At 72.6% G+C, this 17,905-nt stretch carries 18 protein-coding genes; 10 read left to right on the top strand and 8 right to left on the bottom strand.

The annotated features are described in order from the left end of the window. Nucleotides 1-85: 85 nt before the first annotated feature. Nucleotides 86-1,354, bottom strand: a complete 1,269-nt coding sequence (locus B079_RS0115485; protein WP_018546741.1) for a cytochrome P450 family protein — start codon at nucleotides 1,352-1,354, stop codon at nucleotides 86-88. 144 nt (nucleotides 1,355-1,498) lie between these two features. Here B079_RS0115485 and B079_RS0115480 point away from each other — a divergent pair, with 144 nt between their 5' ends. From B079_RS0115480 to B079_RS0115450, 7 genes are all read left to right on the top strand, one after another. Then, nucleotides 1,499-2,263: a HipA family kinase gene (locus tag B079_RS0115480; protein WP_018546740.1), complete on the top strand. Its 765-nt coding sequence runs from the start codon at nucleotides 1,499-1,501 to the stop codon at nucleotides 2,261-2,263. Continuing rightward, nucleotides 2,260-2,709 carry a DUF3037 domain-containing protein gene (locus B079_RS0115475; protein WP_026248730.1) on the top strand — a complete coding sequence of 150 codons (450 nt, stop codon included), beginning with the start codon at nucleotides 2,260-2,262 and terminating at the stop codon, nucleotides 2,707-2,709. The genes B079_RS0115480 and B079_RS0115475 overlap by 4 nt, the downstream gene beginning before the upstream one ends. Before the next feature lie 145 nt (nucleotides 2,710-2,854). After that, nucleotides 2,855-3,616, top strand: a complete 762-nt coding sequence (gene fabG / locus B079_RS0115470) for a 3-oxoacyl-ACP reductase FabG (protein ID WP_018546738.1) — start codon at nucleotides 2,855-2,857, stop codon at nucleotides 3,614-3,616. A 52-nt stretch (nucleotides 3,617-3,668) separates the two neighbouring features. Next, nucleotides 3,669-4,430 carry an SDR family oxidoreductase gene (locus tag B079_RS0115465; protein WP_018546737.1) on the top strand — a complete coding sequence of 254 codons (762 nt, stop codon included), beginning with the start codon at nucleotides 3,669-3,671 and terminating at the stop codon, nucleotides 4,428-4,430. A 219-nt stretch (nucleotides 4,431-4,649) separates the two neighbouring features. Further along, nucleotides 4,650-6,227, top strand: a complete 1,578-nt coding sequence (locus B079_RS0115460) for an ABC transporter substrate-binding protein (protein ID WP_018546736.1) — start codon at nucleotides 4,650-4,652, stop codon at nucleotides 6,225-6,227. Between the two features lie 93 nt (nucleotides 6,228-6,320). After that, nucleotides 6,321-7,007, top strand: a complete 687-nt coding sequence (locus B079_RS0115455) for a uracil-DNA glycosylase (protein ID WP_018546735.1) — start codon at nucleotides 6,321-6,323, stop codon at nucleotides 7,005-7,007. A gap of 147 nt (nucleotides 7,008-7,154) precedes the next feature. After that, nucleotides 7,155-7,649 carry a hypothetical protein gene (locus tag B079_RS0115450; protein ID WP_018546734.1) on the top strand — a complete coding sequence of 165 codons (495 nt, stop codon included), beginning with the start codon at nucleotides 7,155-7,157 and terminating at the stop codon, nucleotides 7,647-7,649. Nucleotides 7,650-7,860: 211 nt separating this feature from the next. Here B079_RS0115450 and B079_RS0115445 read toward each other — a convergent pair whose 3' ends face one another. The 3 genes from B079_RS0115445 to B079_RS0115435 all read right to left on the bottom strand — a co-directional run bounded on the left by B079_RS0115445 (nucleotide 7,861) and on the right by B079_RS0115435 (nucleotide 9,610). Further along, nucleotides 7,861-8,277, bottom strand: a complete 417-nt coding sequence (locus B079_RS0115445; RefSeq protein ID WP_018546733.1) for a hypothetical protein — start codon at nucleotides 8,275-8,277, stop codon at nucleotides 7,861-7,863. 115 nt (nucleotides 8,278-8,392) lie between these two features. After that, nucleotides 8,393-8,860 carry a DinB family protein gene (locus B079_RS0115440; RefSeq protein ID WP_051095154.1) on the bottom strand — a complete coding sequence of 156 codons (468 nt, stop codon included), beginning with the start codon at nucleotides 8,858-8,860 and terminating at the stop codon, nucleotides 8,393-8,395. A gap of 165 nt (nucleotides 8,861-9,025) precedes the next feature. After that, nucleotides 9,026-9,610 carry a TetR/AcrR family transcriptional regulator gene (locus B079_RS0115435; RefSeq protein ID WP_018546731.1) on the bottom strand — a complete coding sequence of 195 codons (585 nt, stop codon included), beginning with the start codon at nucleotides 9,608-9,610 and terminating at the stop codon, nucleotides 9,026-9,028. Between the two features lie 98 nt (nucleotides 9,611-9,708). Between B079_RS0115435 and B079_RS36315 the strand changes: the two genes are divergently transcribed. Both B079_RS36315 and B079_RS0115425 read left to right on the top strand, forming a co-directional pair. Further along, complete coding sequence (locus tag B079_RS36315; protein ID WP_018546730.1) at nucleotides 9,709-10,911, top strand: FAD-dependent monooxygenase; 1,203 nt, start codon at nucleotides 9,709-9,711, stop codon at nucleotides 10,909-10,911. Nucleotides 10,912-10,919: 8 nt separating this feature from the next. Continuing rightward, a complete protein-coding gene (locus B079_RS0115425; protein ID WP_018546729.1) occupies nucleotides 10,920-11,831 on the top strand; it encodes a Gfo/Idh/MocA family protein in 912 nt (303 codons plus the stop codon). Here B079_RS0115425 and lnt read toward each other — a convergent pair. Together lnt and B079_RS0115415 are read right to left on the bottom strand one after the other, a co-directional pair. Further along, the gene (gene lnt, locus B079_RS0115420) at nucleotides 11,749-13,335 is read right to left on the bottom strand and encodes an apolipoprotein N-acyltransferase (RefSeq protein ID WP_018546728.1); all 1,587 of its coding nucleotides are present in this window, start codon (nucleotides 13,333-13,335) and stop codon (nucleotides 11,749-11,751) included. The genes B079_RS0115425 and lnt overlap by 83 nt on opposite strands. A 90-nt stretch (nucleotides 13,336-13,425) precedes the next feature. Then, a complete protein-coding gene (locus B079_RS0115415) occupies nucleotides 13,426-14,817 on the bottom strand; it encodes a HEAT repeat domain-containing protein (protein WP_026248728.1) in 1,392 nt (463 codons plus the stop codon). Between the two features lie 209 nt (nucleotides 14,818-15,026). Here B079_RS0115415 and B079_RS0115410 point away from each other — a divergent pair, with 209 nt between their 5' ends. Further along, entirely contained in the window at nucleotides 15,027-15,767 is a 741-nt protein-coding gene (locus tag B079_RS0115410) for a 3-oxoacyl-ACP reductase family protein (RefSeq protein WP_037801627.1), read from the top strand. Nucleotides 15,768-15,807: 40 nt separating this feature from the next. On the opposite strand, the gene B079_RS0115405 is transcribed toward B079_RS0115410, so the two are convergent. Both B079_RS0115405 and B079_RS0115400 read right to left on the bottom strand, forming a co-directional pair. Then, entirely contained in the window at nucleotides 15,808-16,686 is an 879-nt protein-coding gene (locus B079_RS0115405) for an undecaprenyl-diphosphate phosphatase (RefSeq protein ID WP_018546725.1), read from the bottom strand. Between the two features lie 177 nt (nucleotides 16,687-16,863). Beyond that, nucleotides 16,864-17,676 (bottom strand): TVP38/TMEM64 family protein, encoded by an 813-nt coding sequence (locus tag B079_RS0115400; protein WP_026248726.1) that lies wholly within the window; start codon nucleotides 17,674-17,676, stop codon nucleotides 16,864-16,866. Nucleotides 17,677-17,905: the final 229 nt, after the last annotated feature.

Here is a 17,905-nt window from a genome sequence, read left to right as displayed (position 1 = left end):
GTACGGTCCACCGGCACCACCCGTTCAGCCACGTGACCCGATCCTCACCGCTCGGGTATGAGGAGGGCGTAAGACCCGGCGGAGGTCAGTCCGTTCGAGGTCGAGCGCTCGGGGCGGGCCGGACGGGGAGCGCGTGCACCGTGTTGCCGACGAAGCTGGGGTGGCGGCGCAAGTCGGCTTCGGCGGCGGCGAGTTCGAGGTCCGGGAAGCGGGTGAACAGGCGCTCAAGGGCCACGGTCGCTTCGAGGCGGGCGAGCGGGGCGCCGAGGCAGAAGTGGGCGCCGTGGCCGAGGGACAGATGACGTACGGCGCCGGGGCGGGACGCACGGGTGAGGTCGAAGCGGTCGGCGTCCGGGCCGTGCGCCGCCGTGTCGCGTCCGGCGGCGGAGTAGCCCGCGAGGACCGGGGTGCCCGCCGGGATCACGGTGCCGCCGACCTGGAGATCCCGTACCGGATAGCGGAACGGGAAGTAGCTCACCGGCGCGTCCCAGCGCAGGGTCTCCTCCACCACGTCGGCCCAGCTCGCCCCGCCCGCGCGCACCAGGGCGAGCTGGCCGGGGTGGCCGCACAGGGCGCGCACCGCGTTGGTGATCAGGTTCAGGGTGGTCTCGTGCCCGGCGACGATCAGCAGCACCAGCGTGCCGATCAGCTCCTCGTGGCCCAGCCGGTCGCCGCCCTCGTCGCGGGCGGCGATGAGGGCGCTGGTCAGGTCGTCGCCGGGACGCGCGGCCTTGTCGGCGGCGATCTCCCCGAGCACGCCCACGAGTTCGCGGTTCGCGGCGAGCACCGCCTCGGGGCCGATGTCGGTCCCCGTCACCGCGTTGCTCAGCCGGTGCAGCCGGTCGCGGAACTTCTCGTCCACGCCCAGGAGTTCACCGATCACCCCCAGGGGCAGCGGCAGCGCGAAGTGCCGTCGCAGATCGGCCACGCCCGCGCCCGCCTCGGCGGCCACCGCCAGATCGTCCAGCAGGGCGTCGGTCAGCGCCACGACACGCGGGCGCAGTGCTTCGACCCGCCGGGGTGTGAAGGCCCGCGCGACCAGGGAACGCAGCCGCCGGTGGTCCTCCCCGTCCGCCGTGGTCATCCCGCGCACGGTGGCGAAGGTCAGCAACGGCCAGCCCGGCTCGATCCGCCCCTCCCGCAGCGCCGCGAAGTGCCGTGCGTCCTTGGCGACTTCGGGATGCTGAAGGAACTCCTTCAGCGCCTCGTGCCCCAGTACGGCCATCCCCTCGACGCCGCCCGGCAGTTCCACGGCCGCCACCGGGCCGAGGGCCAGCAGCCGGGCGTTGTCGGCGTGCGGGCAGCCTCCGGCGGGGTCCAGACGGTGCGGGGGCCCCGCGGGCGCGGTGTCCATGGCTCTCCTGACGGTCGTACGGGACGGCGTGCGGCGAACGGGACGGTGCGGGGCCGATCGTAGGCGCGGCAGGGGTGTACGGGAGAGGCGGCGAGGCGGCGGCGCACCGGAATCCGGGGACAATCCGCGTTATAGCCTGGGCAAATGCTGACCGAAGTCACCGCCACCCGGTACATCACGCCCCTGCGTGAGGGCGGCTCACTGCCAGGCCTCGTCGAGGGGGACGATCTCCGGGCGTACGTCATGAAGTTCACCGGCGCGGGACAGGGGCGCAAGACGCTCGTGGCCGAGGTCGTCTGCGGTGAGCTGGCCCGGCGGCTCGGGTTCCGGGTGCCCCGGCTCGTGACGCTCGACCTGGACCCCGTCCTCGGCCTCGGTGAGCCCGACCGGCAGGTGCAGGAGCTGCTGCGGTCCAGCGGGGGCGCCAACCTCGGCATGGACTTCCTCTCCGGCGCCCTCGGCTACGACCCGCTCGCCTTCCCGGTGACGTCCGAGGAGGCGGGCCGGATCGTCTGGTTCGACGCGCTGATCAACAACGTGGACCGCTCCTGGCGCAACCCCAACCTCCTCGTGCACCAAGGGCAGTTGTGGCTCATCGACCACGGCGCCACCATGATCTGGCACCACAACTGGCCCTCCGCCGACACCTCGGCCGCCCGCCCCTACGACGCCTCCGACCACGCGCTGGCCCGCTTCGCCCCGGACGTCGCCGCCGCTGCCGCCGAGCTGGCCCCGCGGGTCACCGAGGACCTGCTCGCCGAGGTCACCGCCGAGATCCCCGACGCGTGGCTGACCGGCGAGCCCGGCTTCGGTACACCGGACGACCTGCGCCGCGCCTACGCCCGGCCCCTGCTCGCCCGGGCGGTCTCCGCCCACGAGCGCATCAACGGCCTCCAGGAGAGCAAGTGAGCGAGCACCACATTCACATGGCCGGACATGTGGTCGAGCGCCACATCACCCGCACGGGCCAGGGCGGCGACCGCGATGTGTACGAGTACGCCCTGATCCGGGTCGTCCCCCGTGTCGAGCGCGGCGAGCGGATCAACGCCGGAGTCATCGTCTACTGCCGCGCCCACGACTACGTCGGCGCCCGCACCCACCTGGACGAGGCCCGGCTGCTCGCGCTCGACCCCGAGGCCGACGTGGCCGGGATCCGGGCCGCGCTCGGTGCCGTCGAGCGGATCTGCGCGGGCGGCGAGGGCGCCGGTCAGGCAGCGGGCGACGACGCCGGGCGGCGCTTCCGCTGGCTGATCGCGCCCCGCTCCGCCGTCGTCCAGCCGGGCTCGGTGCACACCGGCCTGACCGCCGACCCGGTGGCCGAGACCGAACGGCTGCTCGACCTCCTGGTCAGGTAATGGATCACACCACCCGGTGTCCCGTTGACACCGGGTGCCAGGGCTTCTAGCGTCACGGGTGCGGAAGGTACTAAGCGGTCGCTCACCGCACTCGGGTCCTGTCAAGGGGCCACTCGGGTTCTCTCAAGGGCGAGGAGAAGCAGCAATGTCCACCACTGAACAGCGGGTCGCGGTAGTCACCGGCGCGGCACGAGGGATCGGCGCCGCCACCGCCGTACGCCTGGCCGCCGAGGGTCACGCCGTCGCCGTGGTCGACCTGGACGAGGCCGCGGGCAAGGACACCGTCGAGAAGATCACCTCGGCGGGCGGCAAGGCCATCGCGGTCGGCGCCGACGTCTCCGACGAGGCGCAGGTCGAGGCCGCGATCGCCCGGGTCGTGGAGGAGCTGGGCGCGCCCACGATCCTCGTCAACAACGCCGGTGTGCTGCGCGACAACCTGCTGTTCAAGATGAGCGCGTCCGACTGGGACACCGTGCTCAACGTGCACCTGCGCGGCTCGTTCCTCATGACCAAGGCCGTCCAGAAGCACATGGTCGACGCGGGCTTCGGCCGGATCGTCAACCTCTCCTCGTCCTCCGCGCTGGGCAACCGCGGCCAGGCCAACTACTCGGCCGCCAAGGCGGGTCTGCAGGGCTTCACCAAGACCCTCGCCATCGAGCTGGGCAAGTTCGGCATCACCGCCAACGCCGTCGCCCCCGGCTTCATCGCCACCGAGATGACCAAGGCCACCGCCGAGCGCGTCGGCATGGGCTTCGACGACTTCAAGAAGGCCGCCGCCACCCAGATCCCGGTCCAGCGCGTCGGCGAGCCCGAGGACATCGCCAACGCCATCGCCTTCTTCACCGGCGAGGCGGCCGGGTTCGTCTCCGGCCAGGTGCTGTACGTCGCCGGCGGACCGCTCGACTAGTCGCCCGGGCAGCTGAAGAACCTAGTCACTCGGGAATCTGAGGATCACGGACATGACTGAACTCCCGGAGCTCTCCGGCAAGGTCGCGCTCATCACGGGCGCGAGCCGGGGCATCGGCTACGGCGTCGCGGAGGCCCTGATAGCGCGCGGCGACCGCGTGTGCATCACTGGGCGCAACGAGGAGGCGCTGAAGGAGGCCGTCGAACGGCTCGGCGCCGAGCGCGTCATCGGCGTCGCGGGCAAGGCGCACGACCTCGACCACCAGAGCACGGTCGTCGAGCGCACCATGGAAGCCTTCGGCCGCATCGACTTCCTGGTCAACAACGCGGGCACCAACCCGGTCTTCGGCCCCATCGCGGACGTCGACCTGAACGTCGCCCGCAAGGTGTTCGAGACCAACGTCATCTCGGCGCTCGGCTTCGCCCAGAAGACCTGGCACGCCTGGCAGCGCGAGCACGGCGGCGCGATCGTCAACATCGCCTCCGTCGCGGGCCTCGCGCCCTCGCCGTTCATCGGCGCGTACGGCGTCAGCAAGGCCGCCATGATCAACCTGACCCAGCAGCTGGCGCACGAGTTCGCGCCCAAGGTGCGGGTCAACGCGATCGCCCCGGCCGTGGTGAAGACCAAGTTCGCCGAGGCGCTGTACGAGGGCCGCGAGGCGGAGGCCGCCGCCTCCTACCCGCTCGGCCGCCTGGGCGTGCCCTCCGACATCGGCGGGGCCGCCGCCTTCCTCACCTCCGAGCAGTCCGACTGGGTCACCGGCCAGACGCTCGTCGTGGACGGCGGCATCTTCCTCAACGCCGGGGTGGGCTGACCCGCCCCCGGGGGCCGTCCGGCCCCTGACCGGCCGTCTCCTCCGGGCGCCGTTCCCCAGCGGAACGGCGCCCGGAGCGCCGTACGGCGACCGGTTGCCGCCATGACGACGTTGTCACCGTTCGATCCGTCAACAACGGCTGTTTCAGGGGAGGTTCAGGAGGCGTAATGCTGCGGTATGGTCTGCCGACCTTGGTACGGCGGATCGAGGAGCGTGCGCGTGTTCAAGCGGAACCGATTCCTTCGAAGAGTCGCGGCGGTCGCGTCCATCAGCCTGGTGTCCGGCTGCGCCCTGCTCCCCGGAAGCGCCCGGACCGACGACGGCCCGATCGTCGTCGGCACCACCAGCGCCCCCAGCACCCTGGACCCGGCCGGGTCCTGGGACGGCTCCTGGGAACTGTTCCGCAACGTCTACCAGACGCTTCTCGCCTACCCCACCGGCGCCACCACCCCCCAGCCCGACGCCGCCCAGAGCTGCGGCTTCTCCGACTCGGGCGGCCGTACCTACCACTGCCGACTGCGCCCGGGCATGAAGTTCTCCGACGGCCACCCGCTCAACGCCCAGGCTGTACAGGCGTCGATCAACCGCATCCGGGTCATCAACGCCCCGGGCGGCCCCGCCGGGCTGCTCGGCAGCCTGGACCGGGTGGACACCTCCGGCGACCGTGACGTGATCTTCCACCTCAAGAAGCCGGACGCCACCTTCCCGTTCGTGCTGGCCACCCCGGCCATGTCGATCGTGGACCCGCGCGACTACCCCGCCAACTCCCTGCGCGACAAGGGCGACGTCCACGGCTCGGGCCCCTACCGCCTCCAGTCCTACGACGAGGGCAAGGAGGCCGTCCTGGTCCGCAACGACCGCTACGACGGCTATGCCAAGCGGCTCAACGACGCGGTGACCATCCGCTACTTCCAGGACTCCCGCTCCATGGTCCAGGCGCTGCGCGACAAGCGGATCGACGTCACCTACCGGGGTCTGGCCGCCGGTGACATCGTCACCCTGGAGAAGCAGGACCGCACCGACCTCCAGCTGATCGACGGCGCCGGGACCGACATCAGCTACCTCGTCTTCAACCCCAAGGACCCCTGGGCCCGGAAGGACGCCGTACGCCGGGCCGTCGCCCAGGTCGTCGACCGGGGGGCCATCGCGCACCGGGTGTACAAGGACACCGTGGACCCGCTGTACTCCATGGTCCCCAAGGGCCTGGTCGGGCACACCACGCCGTTCTTCGACACCTTCGGCGACCCGAGCACCGCCAAGGCCCGCAAGATCCTCACCGGCGCGGGCATCGACCAGCGCGTCCCGCTCACCCTCTGGTACACCAGCGACCGCTACGGCTCCGAGACGGCGCTGATGTTCCAGGAGCTGAAGCGGCAGCTCGACGCCTCGGGGCTGTTCACGATCACCCTGAAGGCGCGGCCCTGGAAGAGCTATGTGGCCGGGTACCAGAAGGGGGAGTACCCGGTGTTCGGGCGCGGCTGGTTCCCGGACTTCCCCGACCCGGACAACTTCATCACGCCGTTCGTCGGCGAGAACAACGCGCTCGGCACGCCCTACCCCGCCAAGAAGATCACCTCGGTCCTGCTGCCCCGCTCACGCGCGATGCGCGACCGCGCCGAGGTGGTCAAGGACATGGGCGAGGCGCAGCAGGAGATCGCGGACGACGCGCGGCTGCTGCCGCTGTGGCAGGGACGGCAGTACGTCGCGGCCAGCGGGGACATCTCCGGCGGGGAGCGGGCGCTCGACCCCTCCACGATCATGACGATGTGGGAGCTGTACCGGAAGACCAGCTGGTGAGCGGGGGCCTGCGACAGCCTCGCGTGCTGGTTGTCAGTGGTCGCCTGTAGGTTCTGAGACCTGGAAGTGACCGCACATCGTGAGGACGTTGACGTGACCGACATCGCCATGCTGCCCGAGTCCTGGCGCGGGGTTCTGGGCGACGAGCTGGAGAAGCCCTACTTCAAGGAGCTGACCGAGTTCGTCGAGGAGGAGCGGGCGAAGGGCCCGGTCTACCCCCCGCGCGAGGAGGTCTTCGCGGCGCTCGAGGCGACGCCGTACGACAAGGTCAAGGTCCTCGTCCTCGGCCAGGACCCGTACCACGGCGAGGGCCAGGGGCACGGCCTGTGCTTCTCGGTGCGGCCCGGCGTGAAGACGCCGCCCTCGCTGCGGAACATCTACAAGGAGATGCGCGAGGAGCTGGACCTCCCGGTCCCGGACAACGGCTATCTGATGCCGTGGGCCGAGCAGGGCGTGCTGCTGCTGAACGCGGTGCTGACGGTGCGCGCGGGCGAGGCCAACTCGCACAAGGGCAAGGGCTGGGAGAAGTTCACCGACGCGGTGATCCGTGCCGTGGACGCGCGGCCCGACCCGGCGGTCTTCGTCCTGTGGGGCAACTACGCGCAGAAGAAGCTTCCCCTGATCGACGAGAGCCGCCATGTCGTGGTCAAGGGCGCGCACCCCTCGCCGCTGTCCGCCAAGCGGTTCTTCGGCTCCCGCCCGTTCACCCAGATCAACGAGGCGATCGAGAAGCAGGGGCACGAGGCGATCGACTGGCGGATTCCGGACCTGGCGGGCTGAGGGGGCCTGTAGGGGGTTTGTGGGGGTGCTGGTTCGGGTGTGTCACCCCGGTGTACGGGGCCGCCTGCCCGGCATCTCCACCGGCTGCGGCTAGCGTCGGGGCAGGCGGGCCGGACGGCGGCCCGGGGTGACGGCTCGGAGGGCGCGGTGGCGGAGCGGCAGGAGCAGGCGGCGCCGGATGCCCTGCTCACCCGGATCGGGCAGGTCGTGATGCTGCACCACGGCGGCGACCGCGAGGAGGCCAGGCGCCGCCTCCTGGAGCTGTGGGCCGAGACGGCCGAGGCCGGTGACCCGCTCCACCGCTGCACCCTGGCCCACTACCTCGCCGACACCCAGGACGACCCCGACGCCGAACTCGCCTGGGATCTACGGGCGTTGTCGGCCGCCCAGGAGCTGACCGGCGCCGACCCCTCGCCGGTCCGGGGCTTCTACCCCTCCCTCCACCTCAACCTCGCCGCCGACTACCTCAAGCTCGGCCGCTCCGACGCCGCCCGCACCCACCTCCACCGCGCCCGCCACGCCGCCGACTCCCTCGCGGACGACGGCTACGGCGCGGGGGTGCGCGCGGCGATCAGCCGCCTGGAGCTGCGGCTGGGGGACGGCGAGGGGTTCGGCCCGCCGCGCCAGCGGCCGGTGGGATAGCGGGGCGCGATCGCGCGGGTGCGCGGGCGGGAGCCCCGGGCCGGTCGGGCGAAGCGCCGGGCCGGTCGCGGGGCGGCGCAGGGGGCACCGGTGCCTGCTGGGGCGACCGGCTACCGGCGACCGGCAGCCAGCGCCCGGCCCACGCCCGGCGTCGCGCGAGGGGCCACCCGCCCCGCGCCCGGCATTGTGCGAGCGGCACCCACCCCGCCCCTCAGCGCCCGTACGCCCGCCCGCAGATCACCGATGCCGGGCTGTCCTTCTGCCAGCCGCCGTACTTGCGGCCGAGGGCGCAGATGTCCGGTGCCTTGATGGTCGGGCGGGACCGGGGCGCGGGGGCCGGGGGTGCGGCATGGCCCGGGGCCTGGCCGGTGGGGGTGGGGTGCGCGGCCGGGGGTGCCGGTGGGGGAGTGGACGGCCGCGGGGACGAGGCCGGGTGCTTCGGGTCGTCCGGGGACGGCCCCATGCGGGCCAGGGCCTCTCGGGCCGGGGCCTGCACCGGGCGGGGGGTCGCCGTGCCCGCCGCCGGGCGGGGAGCGAGGGGCGCCGGGCCCCGCACGGTCACGCAGGCGGTGAGGGCCGAGACGGCCACGGTGACCCAGAGCGCTGCGGTGGTCGTCGGTCGATGCACTCGGGCAACTCTGCTGGCCGGGCCGCCGCCTTGGCATCAGCTACGCACGGGTGATCCACTCGCAGGAGTGATCCCGTCGCCCGCAGGGAGGACATACGCGTACCGAGGCTGACGCTCACTCGCCGGTGCGGCCGTCGATCCGTTCGCGCAGCAGGTCGGCGTGGCCGTTGTGGCGGGCGTACTCCTCGATCATGTGGGTGTAGATCCAGCGGAGGCTGTAGCGCCGCTCGTCGTGGGGGCGGCGCTTGCCGAGCGAGAGGTCGTCCAGCTCGAAGCGGGCCGCGTCGCTCCGGGCGGCCTCGATCTCGGCCTGCCAGACGGCGTACGCGTCCTTCCAGGTGTCCGCCTCGGTGAGGTGGAGGTCGCCGTCCGGGTCCTCGTCGCTCCAGTAGATCCACCCCTGGTCGTCTCCGGCCAGCACCTTGCGGAACCAGGCCCGCTCCACGTCGGCCATGTGCCGCACCAGGCCCATCAGCGACAGGTCGGACGGCGGCACGGACGCGGTGCGCAGCTGTTCGTCGGTCAGGTCCTCGCACTTCCAGGCGAGGGTCCGGCGGTGGTACTCGAGCCAGCCCTCCAGCATGGCGCGTTCCCCGGCGTCCAGGGCGGGGGAGGGGCGGTCGGCGGGGGCGTCGTTCTCGGCAGGGGCGGGGGTCTCGGCGGGGGCCTGGCTCTCAGCAGTCATGATCGGCATCCTCGCAGCCGAGTCCCGGCGGCGACAGGGGATTTCCGCCCGCCGCCCCGGGCCTCAGCCGCGCAGCATCCCCGTCAGCAACTCCCGTAGATCCGCCCGGACTTCTTCCAGCCCCGGCACCTCGCGGCTGAACGAGCCCGCCGTGCACGCGAACATCAGGCCGTCCATCCAGGCCAGCAGCGACAGCACATGCCGGGCCGGGTCGGGCGAGCCCACGGCGGTGAGCAGGGCGCCCAGCCGCTCCTTGAAGGCGGCGCCCGTCGCGTCGTAGAAGGCGCGCAGCTCGGGGCGGCGGGTGGCCTCCAGGGCGAGTTCGTAGCGGGCCACCAGCAGGGCGCGGCCCTCGGTGAGCAGCCGGTGGACCGCCAGTGCGAGAGCGTCGGCCAGGGACTCGGGGCCACCGGCGGGGTCCGGCAGCTCGCCCTCGGCCAGCATCCCCGTCTCGCGCTCGGCGTGCCGTCGTACGACGAGTTCGAGGAGCGCCTGGCGGGTGCGGGCCACGTTCGACGTGGAGCCCTGCGGCAGCCCGGCCGCCTCGTCCACGGCCCGGTGGGTCAGCCCGCGCATCCCGCGCTCGGCGAGCAGGGTGATGGCGGTGTCGGCGACCAGGGCGGCGCGGTTCGGGGTGCTCACGGGCATGGGTCGACCCTACCCGCGCCGCACCGGGGTACTACGGATGTAGTAAGGTCGGCCGTGTACTACAGGTGTAGTCGCAGGTGGAGTCAACCGGAGGAGTCATGGCGGAACGCACGCGCGCACTCGTCGTCGGCGGCGGGATCGGCGGTCTCGCCGCCGCTGCCGCCCTGCACCGGCGCGGCTGGCAGGTCACCGTCCTGGAGCGGGCCCCCTCGCTGGAGCCGGTCGGCGCCGCCCTCTCGCTCGCCCCCAACGGCCTGCGCGCCCTCGACGTCCTCGGCCTCGGGGACGAGATCCGTGACCTGGCCGCCTGGCAGGGCGACGGGGGGCTGCGCGCGCCGAGCGGACGCTGGCTGTCCCGGTCCGACGCCGAGGCCATGGCCGCACGCTTCGGCGGTCCGCTGGTCCTGCTGCCGCGCGCGACGCTGGTCGACCGGCTGGCCGCGCTGCTGCCGTCGGGTGCCGTCAGAACGGCGGCCCCCGCACACCTCGTCGACCCCGGCAGTGCTGAGAGGACCGCCCGAGTGGCCGTCGGCGACGAGGAGTGGGAAGCCGAGCTGGTCGTCGGCGCCGACGGCGTCAACTCCCGTGTCCGCCAAGCCCTGTTCCCCGACCACCCCGGCGCCGCGTACACCGGCTTCACCACCTGGCGCCTGCTGATCCCGTTGCCAGGGGCGGAGTTCGCCTCCCATGAGACCTGGGGCCGGGGCCGCCTCTGGGGCACCCATCCGCTCAAGGACGGCCGGGTCTACGCGTACGCGGCCACCGCCGCGCCCCCCGGACAGCACGCCCCGGACGACGAACTCAGCGAACTTCGGCGGCAGTTCGGGACCTGGCACCAGCCGGTCCCCGACATCCTCGCCGCCGCCCGCCCCGAGGACGTGCTCCGGCACGACGTGTACCACCTCGCGCGGCCCCTGCCCGCCTACCACCTCGGCCGTACCGCGCTCCTCGGCGACGCCGCGCACGCCATGCCGCCCATGCTCGGGCAGGGGGCCAACCAGGCCATCGAGGACGCCGTGGTCCTCGCCCATCGAGCCGCCCGCCAAGCCGCCCACCACGCCCCCGACCTGGCCGCGTACACCGCCGAACGGCTTCCGCGCGCCACCGGCATCGCGCGCCGGTCCGTCCAGGCGGCCCGGCTCAACCTGGCCGACGGCCGCATCACCTGCGCCCTGCGCGACAACGCGCTCGCCCTCGCCTCCAAGGCCGTCCCGACCCTGCTGCTGCGCGGCTTCGACACCGTCGCGAACTGGCAGCCGCCGTATCCTTCCCCAGAGGAACACACGGAGTACCGCCACTAGGAGAGCATGTGAAGGTCGGCTGCATCGGACTCGGGGACATCGCGCGGAAGGCCTACCTTCCGGTGCTCGGCGCACTGCCCGGGGTCGACCTCCACCTCCAGACCCGCACCCCCGCCACTCTGACGGCCGTGGCGGACTCGCTGCACCTGCCCGAGGAGCGGCGGCACGAGAGCCTGGACTCCCTCCTGGACGCGGGTCTCGACGCCGCCTTCGTGCACGCGCCCACCGCCGTCCACCCCGAGATCGTCACCCGCCTCCTCGAAGCGGGCGTGCCCACCTACGTGGACAAGCCGCTCGCCTATGAACTCGCCGACGCCGAGCGGCTGGTGGCGCTCGCCGAGGAGCGGGGCGTCTCCCTGTTCGTCGGCTTCAACCGCCGGTACGCCCCCGCGTACGCGCAGTGCCTGGAGCACCCGCGCGAGCTGATCATCCTCCAGAAGAACCGGGTCGGGCTGCCCGAGGAGCCCCGCTCGATGGTCCTGGACGACTTCATCCACGTCGTGGACACCCTGCGTTTTCTGGTGCCGGGCCCGGTCGACGACATCACCGTGCGCTCCCGCTCCGAGAACGGGCTGCTGCACCACGTGGTGCTCCAGCTCGCCGGGGACGGCTTCACCGCGCTCGGGATCATGAACCGGCTCAGCGGTTCCGCCGAGGAGATCCTGGAGGTCTCCGGGCAGGACACCAAGCGCCAGGTCGTCAACCTCGCCGAGGTCATCGACCACAAGGGCCAGCCGACCCTGCGGCGGCGCGGCGACTGGGTGCCGGTCTCCCGGCAGCGCGGCATCGAGCAGGCGGTCCGCACCTTCCTCGACGCCGTCCGCGCGGGCAACGTGCTCAGTGCCGGGGACGCGCTGGCCACCCACGAACTGTGCGAGCGGGTCGTACGAGCGGTTCAGGACCCGTCCGGCGCGGCCTGAGCGTCCGCACGCCCTCCACCGCGCCCAGCGAGGCCAGCACCAGGAGCGCGCCGCGCACCGCCCAGTCGCCGTGCCGGACGTACGGGGTGACACCGCGCGCGAGCGGTACGTCGTAGACGTGGGCGGTGTCGGCGTGCGTGCCGAGCCAGGGGCCGAGGCTTTGGCCGTCCGGGCCGTAGACGGCGCTCACCCCGGTCAGGGTGGCGTGCACCATCGGGCGGCCGGTCTCGGCGGCCCGCAGCGCGGCCAGCGAGGCGTGCTGCTCCGGGGCCCAGCTGCCCTGGAAGGTCGAGGTGGAGGACTGGCCGAGCAGCACGCCCGCGCCGTCGTCCACGAGGTGGCGGCTCATGTCCGGGAACGCGGTCTCGAAGCACACCAGCGGGCCGATCCGCAGCCCGTGTCCGGCGTCCATCACGACCTGCTCGGTGCCCCGGTGCCGGTCCTCGCCCGCCGCCTTGCCCACCGAGGTGGCCCAGCCGAGCAGGGAGCGGGCCGGTATGTACTCCCCGAAGGGGACCAGCCGCATCTTGTCGTACCGCTCGCCGGTCGGGCCGTCCGGGCCGATCAGGACCGAACTCTTGTAGACACCGGGGCGGTCGGCGCGGCGGGCGTCCACGTTCACCAGCAGGTCGGCGCCGGTCAGCCGGGACAGGGCGGCGAGCCGACGGGCGAGATCCGGACGGGCGGCGAGATCGCGCCCGACGCTGCTCTCGCCCCACACGATCAGGTCCACGTCCTGCCCGGCCAGGCGCCGGGTCAGCGTCTCCTCACGGTCGAAACGGTCCTCCACGCTGCGCGGACCCCCCACGACACCGGGCTGTACGACGGCGATCCGGGCCGTCCCCTCCGTCGCCGGGCGCGGCGCCCACGCCCACGCGGCCGAGGTCGCCGCGGCGGTGGCCAGCAGCGAGGCGGCGGCGGGCAGCCGGGCCGCGCGCACCGCGATCAGCGCGGCGACCGCGACATTGACGGCCACCACCAGCCAGCTCAGCAGCCAGACCCCGCCGACGGAGGCGAGCCGCAGCGCGGGCTCCACCTGCCACTGACTCGCCCCGAGCATCCCCCACGGCCCGCCGAGCCCCTGCCAGGACCTGACCAGCTCCACCACCAGCCACGCCGACGGCAGCACCGCCATCGCCGCCGCGCACCGCCCCGGCGAGGGCAGCCCGCCCAGCAGCCTGCGCACCAGCCATCCCCACGGCGCCCACAGCACCCCGAGCAGCGCGGCGATCAGGAAGATGAACACATGCAGGCTCGGCAACAGCCAGTTGTGCACCGCCAGCAGAAACCCGAACCCGCCGCACCAGCCGTCGTACGCCGCCCTGCGCGCAGTCGGCGCCGACCGCGCCAGCAGTATCCACGGCACGAGCGCGACGTACGCCAGCCACCACCACGCGGGCCCCGGAAACGCGAGCACGGGCAGCGCCCCCGCGACCACGGCGACACCGGAGCGCCGCCACGGCCCCTCGACCCACCACCCGGCATCCCACGCACCGCTGCTCATCCGGAGTCTCCCCACTCCTCGGGCTTGCTTCCAGTGTGCGACGCGGGGGGTGATCCAGGACAGGGGCCCGGGGTGCCCGCCGGGTCCTGTTCAGCGCGGGACGCCCAGCTCGTCCAGACACCGGTGCATGACCTCCACGGGGAGGCCGGGGTTGCCGAGGGCGTAGGGGGCGGTCTCCGGGTCCTGGAGGCTCTGGAGGACGAGGTCCACGGGGAGGGCGGGGTGTGCCGCCGCCATGGTGCGCACGCTCTTGTCGGGGTCGGTGAGCAGTCGGGCCATGGTGTCGGCGGGGGCTTCGGGGTCGAGGCCCACGAGGCGGCGCCGGTCGGGGTCCGGGTCGTCGGCGAAGCGTCGGGCGTTGCCGGTGCGGGGGAAGTTCGGGTGATTGAGGAGGGCGCCCTTGGTGATGACCTCGCAGTCCAGGTACGTCCGGAGCACCACCTCGCCGTCGACGGTGGGCTGGTTCTCGCACAGCAGGAGCCGCACGGCGTAGTCGTCGTCCTCGGCGAGCAGGTCGACGGCGTCGGCGGGCAGGTGCTCGCTGACGGCGGCGCTGCGGCGCAGCCAGGTGTGGGAGGACCTGGCGCACCGGCGCAGGGCGTCGGGATCGGTGCAGTGGCGCACCCACTCCAGGGGACGGAGCCGGTCGGACGGCTCGATGGTGATGTCGATGGCGGCCCGCTCGGCCTCGGTGAGTTCGGGGCGTGCCGACACCTCCAGCCGGACGCGGTGCTCGGCATCGCTCGCCAACGTCCTGACGATCTCGGTGGGAAGGCCGGGGTTGGCCGCCAGCGCCCGTCTGTCCTCCACCTCCGGGCTCGCCGCGAGCCGTTCGGCGGTCGCCGCGCTCATGGCGCCGTACCGGATCACTTCGCACCGGGGGAGGTAGCTGAGCCCGGCCTCGAGAAGGAGGTCCGTGCGGTCCGCGTCCTCGTGGCAGGCCCGCATCATGGCCGCCAGGCGTACGTCGCCCTCCGCGTCGTCGAGCAGACGGCTCCGCGTGTCCTCGCCGAGCAGGTGCCACTGGCCGCAGGCCATCCGGCGCAGCTCCGCGTCCGGGTGGTCGGCCAGTGCGGCGACCAGGCTCGGGGCGGTCAGCCGGCTGTAGGCCGCGTTGCGGCGGACCTCCGGGTCCGGATCGGCGAGCAGGCGCCGCTGGGCGGACAGGGGCAGCGGTTCCTCGGCGACGCGGAACCAGTGGGGCCCGGCGGCGAGCGCGAGGCGGACACGGGGGTCGGCGTCGTCCACGAGCCGGACGCGGTGTTCCGCCGCCGAGGGGCTCTCGGCGAACCTCTCCCGCAGCCGGTGATCGCCATCCGCGACTATGGCGTCCACCACCTCGTCCGGCAACTCCCGCCAAACAAGCCTGCCCCAGGCCTCCTTGGCCTCCTCGGACAGCATCCTGGCCAGTACGTCGACCGGCGCGGCGGGATTTCCCGCGAGCGCGGTCAAGGTCTCCCGCTGATCACATTTCTCACACATGGGCGCCCCTCCCCGTGAGCCCGCGGGCGTCGCGGGCCCGCAGATTGTGTACGGGGGATGGAGTCGGGGTCAACGGCAATGATCATGCTCTGCCGGGTGGGTGACTGATTCGGGGCCGTCAGGGAGCTACGACAGTCCGGTCGGGAGCGGGGAACGTCAGGTCGGATTGCCGCGAGCTTTGGGGGCTCGTGCTCGGGATGCTCGATGGCATGAATCGACTTGAGGGAAACGTGGCTCTGGTCACGGGTGGCAGCCGGGGTATTGGTGCGGCTGTGGCGTTGCGGTTGGCGGAGGAGGGGGCCGATGTGGTCCTGACGTATGAGAGCGGTGCGGACCGTGCCGCTGAGGTGGTGGAGGGGATCAAGGGTCAGGGGCGGCGGGGACTGGCTGTCCAGGCCGACAGTGCGGTTCCCGAGGAGCTGACCGCCGCCGTGGACGAGGCCGCCGCGCTGTTCGGCAGGCTCGACATCCTGGTCAACAACGCGGGTGTCTTCCTCGTCGGCCCGCTGGAGGATCTGGGACCGGCGGAGATCGACCGCACGCTCGCGGTGAACGTGCGGGCGCCGTTCGTGGCGTCCAAGGCGGCCGTGCGTCACATGGAGCGGGGTGGCCGCATCATCAGCATCGGGAGCAATGTCGGCGAGCGCGCGGTCTTCCCCGGACTGGCGCTGTACTCGATGAGCAAGACGGCGCTGACCGGGATGACCAAGGGGCTGGCCCGGGAACTCGGTCCGCGGGGAGTCACCGTCAATCTGGTGCATCCCGGCCCCACGGACACCGACACCAACCCCGTCGACAGGCCCGACGCCGAGACGATCACCGGTTTCACGGCGGTGGGCCGCTACGCGGAACCGGCCGAGATCGCGGCCACCGTCGCCCACTTGGCGAGCGCGGACGGGGCGTACATCACCGGAGCCTCGATCCATGTCGACGGCGGCTTCACCGCCTGACGCAAGGGAGTTCCGAGGGGCCGCGGCATCCGCGCCCGGGTCAGCCCGCCGACTCCGCCGCGTGCGGGCTCAGTACGCCCATGCTCACCAGGACGATGATCACGATGCCGAGGGCGATGCGGTACCAGACAAAGGGCATGAAGCTCTTGTTGGAGATCCACTTCATGAACCAGGCGATCACCGCGTATCCGGAGGCGAACGCGATCACTGTCGCGAACAGGGTCGGCCCCCACGACACGTCCCCGCCCTCGCCCAGCGAGTGCTTCACCTCGAAGACGCCGGAGGCGAGGACCGCGGGGATGGCGAGGAGGAAGGAGTAGCGGGCGGCGGCTTCGCGGCGGTAGCCCATGAAGAGGCCGCCGCTGATGGTGGCGCCGGAGCGGGAGACGCCGGGGATCAGCGCGCATGCCTGGCAGAGGCCGAAGATCAGGCCGTCGCGGACGCTCAGGTTCTCCAGGGTCTTGCGCTGCTTGGGGGAGCGGTGGCGGGCGCCGGACTCGTCGCGGGCCGCGAGCCGGTCGGCGATGCCTATCAGGACGCCGACCACGATCAGCATCGTCGCCGTGATCCGGAGATCACGGAACGGCCCCTCGATCTGGTCCTTCAGCGTCAGTCCGAGCACACCGATCGGGATCGAGCCGACGATCACCAGCCAGCCCATCCGTGCGTCGTGCGTCCCCCGCGCCGCCTTGTCGAACAGCGAGCGGAACCATGCCGACACGATCCGCCCGATGTCCTTGCGGAAGTAGATCAGCACCGCCGCCTCCGTGCCGATCTGGGTGATCGCCGTGAAGGCCGCGCCGGGGTCCTTCCAGCCCGAGAAGGCCGCGGTCAGCCGCAGATGGGCGCTGGAGGACACGGGCAGGAACTCGGTGAGCCCCTGGACGAGTCCCAGGACGAGGGATTCAAACCAAGACATGGCGGCAGGAGGTCCAAGCGCTCGGAAAGACAGACGTGATCATGTGACGGGGGCAGCGTAGCGGGCCCCTACGGCAAAGCAATCATCGGGGGTTGGTCATGGGATGGTCATCCAGGCCGTCGGCCCGCCGCCGGTTCTGTAGGAGCACGCGCCGTCCAGCCGCCGTCCAGTCGCTGTTCAACTGCCGTTCAGATGATGCCTTTTGCGCCACGCCACCCATGTCCCCGCCAGCGCCGGTACGGCGATGCAGGCCATCGCGATCAGAAAGGCCGGTGAGGTCGGCGCCGAGGCGCGGGCGCCCGCGACGGCGTAGGCGGCCGTGTTCGGGATGGAGCCCAGTGCAGTGGCGAGCAGGAACGGGGTGAGCCGCATCCGGGAGACGGCGGCGCAGTAGTTCGCCGCCCAGAACGGCACCCCCGGGAAGAGCCGCGCCGCCAGCATCGACCGGAACCCGTGGCGGCTCAACTGCCCGTCCGCCGCCCGCAGCCAGCGCCCCCGCAGCAGCGGACGCAGCGCGTCCTGCCCCAGCGCCCGGCCCAGCACGAACGCCAGCCCCGCCCCGAACACCGTGCCCGCGAGCGCCGAGGTCAGCCCCAGCGGGGAGCCGAACAGCGCGCCCGCGGCCAGGTTCAGCAGAGGGCGCGGTACGAACGCCACCGTGCACAGGCCGTACCCCACCGCGAACACGGTGGCTGCTGTCACCATGCCGAGCCCCGGCGGCAGTTGCCGCGTCAGCAGCTGCTGCGGCGCGAAGGCGAGCACGCATCCGGCGCCGCCCCCGAGCAGGAGCAGCAGCAACGCCAGGCGTGCGTAAGGAGAGAGGAGGACGGCGGCTCCGCGCGCGGCGAATCCCCGGCGCACGAGGGCTGGTTCGGGAACAACCGGGGAGGCGGCGAGCGCTGGTTCGGTGACCGTGAGCGCCGGTTCGGCGACGGTGGCCCGGGGTGTGGCCATGGCGGTGCCCCCAGAGCGGTTGGTGGCAGCGGGCATCCGGTGACCCTAACCGACGCGGGGGTGTGATCGGTGTACGGAAGGCGGCCGTCGGAGGCCGACCCGTCCGGGAAAAACCGTTCGACGTGGGGCGACGCGTCCGCAATGATCTGCGTCATGTTCCGGTACGCCTTCCTTCTCGCAGCATCCGCGCTCGCGGATGCACCGAAGGCTGCCGTCCCGTTCCTCGTGGCCGCTGCCGACGGCGCCCGAAGCTGACCCTCTCCGG

It is taken from the genome of Streptomyces sp. LaPpAH-108 (genome assembly GCF_000373625.1).
Classification (GTDB): Bacteria; Actinomycetota; Actinomycetes; order Streptomycetales; family Streptomycetaceae; genus Streptomyces.
The sequence above is the reverse complement of the archived record's forward strand: the minus strand, read 5'-3'. Positions and strand labels throughout refer to the sequence as shown.